This is a genomic window from Thermosporothrix hazakensis (assembly GCF_003253565.1).
GTDB lineage: Bacteria > Chloroflexota > Ktedonobacteria > Ktedonobacterales > Ktedonobacteraceae > Thermosporothrix > Thermosporothrix hazakensis.
Genome location: NZ_QKUF01000076.1, coordinates 1 through 2,284, shown reverse-complemented (window position 1 = coordinate 2,284; position 2,284 = coordinate 1). Strand labels below are relative to the sequence as shown.

The window sequence follows — 2,284 nt, the reverse complement described above, 5'->3', positions numbered from 1 at the left end:
ATAAAGAAGCCAAAGCAGAGCGCCTTCGTCGGTACTCTGAGTTGCGGTGGAGTCTAGACACAAGCCCCCGTTCTTGAGACGGGGGTCTCTGACTACAATTTTCTGGCCATTGATAAAGCTCGCTTTATCAGTCAAAAGAAGTGAGACAGCATTGGCAATATCTTCAGGTTCACCTATTCGTTGCAAGGGGATCAATGAGGCTTTCTGCTGCCGAATGGCTGGATCATTCAGCTGATATCGTTGAGCAGTCTCTTCCGTATAGGTTAACCCTGGGATGATCGTGTTTGCTCGAACCTTTGGTCCCAATTCTAAAGCAATACAATTCGTTAATACCATCATGCCCGCCTTGGAAGCGCATGTATTTGCCCCATTCTTTCGCCCTAGAATCCCGGTTGGAGCCCCGATATTGAGAATGAGTCCTCCGCTCTCTTGCTTCATCATGATCCGTGCAGCGCTTTGGGCACAGAGAAACGCCCCTTTCATATTCGTCTCAACCACATGATCCCAATCCTCTTCTGTCAGGTAAAGAAACGGGGCATCTCGCACCTCAGCCGCATTATTCACCAAGACATCAAGCGTCCCAAAATGGTGACATGCCGCTCGCATCAGTTCTTCAACTTCTTGCTTGTGTGCAATATCGGCGCGGAATAGGTGAACCTGCTCAGTAGACTGACGGCACTGCTGAAGCGTTTCTTGAGCCGCACTGCCATCGTGAGCATAATTGAGGAGCAAGCGATAGCCTTCTTGAGCGAGTTTTACCGCAATAGCCCGTCCAATTCCTTTTGTTCCTCCGGTAATCACAACCGCTTTTGGTACCGACAACATCTTTCACTCTCCTGATGGCAAAAGAACACGATATGCTTTCAACCAGCTTTCCTGTTTCCAGAGACGACAGGCCTGCTGATACACCGTTTGGATTTCAGCCCATCGTTTTTGACTGCCAAGCAGACGAGCTCCATCAATTCCCTTCTCAAGGAAATGCTGGAAAAGCTCCTTCTCCTTGAGTGTGAGCGCCACCTGGGCTTGATAATTGAGGCTTTCAACGCGTATCCGTTCCGATCTCCCTACAGATGAGGTATATTCTACCTCGGTGAAGATTTCTTGGGCTTGTTGCGCATATCTCTGTTCCGGAAAGTGCTGCCCGAGGACAAGATACATTCTTCCAAGCTCCATACTGAAAGAAGAGAGACTGAACTCAGCAAAGAGAAAACTGGGATCGCGCTCCGGATTTTGCGGGTATCGCTTGTGTGCCTGCTCTTCATACCAGTGCGCCATTTTCTCTTCTCGCTGCATCGCCGCTGCAACCGCAAGCTCTGCATACAAACGTGCTTGAACAAGAGCAGATGCGTTTTCATACCGTTCCAGGTGCAGAGCACGATGATACAGAGGAAGAGCTTCTTGTGATGATTTATGATAGCCCAAGGAGATCAGTTCTGAAACTTGTAAACTCACATCATCTGCAAAACGACTGATCCATACCGCCTGCCTGAAAGCATCCTCTTGCTCTTCGGGATGATTCCGATGCAGTGCCAGGATTCCCAGCAAACGATAGGCCTGGATAGCAAGATTGGCTGCAAGGGGCTGATACTGTTTCATGGACTGTGTCGCCAGCGCATGTAAGAAAGGAAGAGAGGAGGCCACAATATCTTGCACCAGCGCAAACTCATGGCCGCGAAGCAAGTGCCAACATGCGGTTAAACTGGCCGCACAACACGGCAGAAATTCTTCTCCGAGAAGCCGGGAAGAAGATGTTTTCTTGTTCCATCCACTTTCACTTAACCAGGACAGCGGAAGAGATGCAATCGCAAGCAATGCCTGTCTTCTCGAAAAGTAATACTCGGTATCAGTAGATTGCGAGCGCGGCTTCACCATATCAAACTCCTTGTTGAGCTGCTGCTGAAGTTCTGCATACATGTCGGCCCGCCCGTACGCTTGACTGATGAGCCGTTCCCAGGCATGGAGCTTGAAAGAGAACCAAAGGGCAGGGTTAGACGTGATCAGAGTTAAAGGTACCGCCTGCACAGGGGGAAATGAAAGATCATGCGAACTCGTACGGATTTCAAGGAACTCGCTGTGAATGCGTTGAGCATCAACTCCGGGGAGCACTCCCTGCTGGGAGTGAGAGGGACAATGGTTGCTTTGCAACTCCTGCACACAGTTCCGAACAGAGAGCGGGATTGGAAAAGGATTCTTGCTGGTCCGCACCTTGTCTTCCACAAGCTCGTAGAACATAATAGCAAGATCAGGTCGCTGGTGACTCACCGCCATCCTCAGCACCAACTCC

Annotated in this window: 2 protein-coding genes; both read right to left on the bottom strand. The window is 50.0% G+C overall.

Translation table 11 applies throughout. The features are described 5' to 3' along the window. Window positions 1-825, bottom strand: an 825-nt coding sequence (locus EI42_RS31685; protein WP_111326962.1) for an SDR family NAD(P)-dependent oxidoreductase, incomplete at its 3' end; no start/stop codon positions are given. Window positions 826-828: 3 nt separating this feature from the next. After that, window positions 829-2,284 (bottom strand): hypothetical protein (locus EI42_RS31680; RefSeq protein ID WP_211326457.1); only part of this gene is annotated, 1,456 nt, incomplete at its 5' end.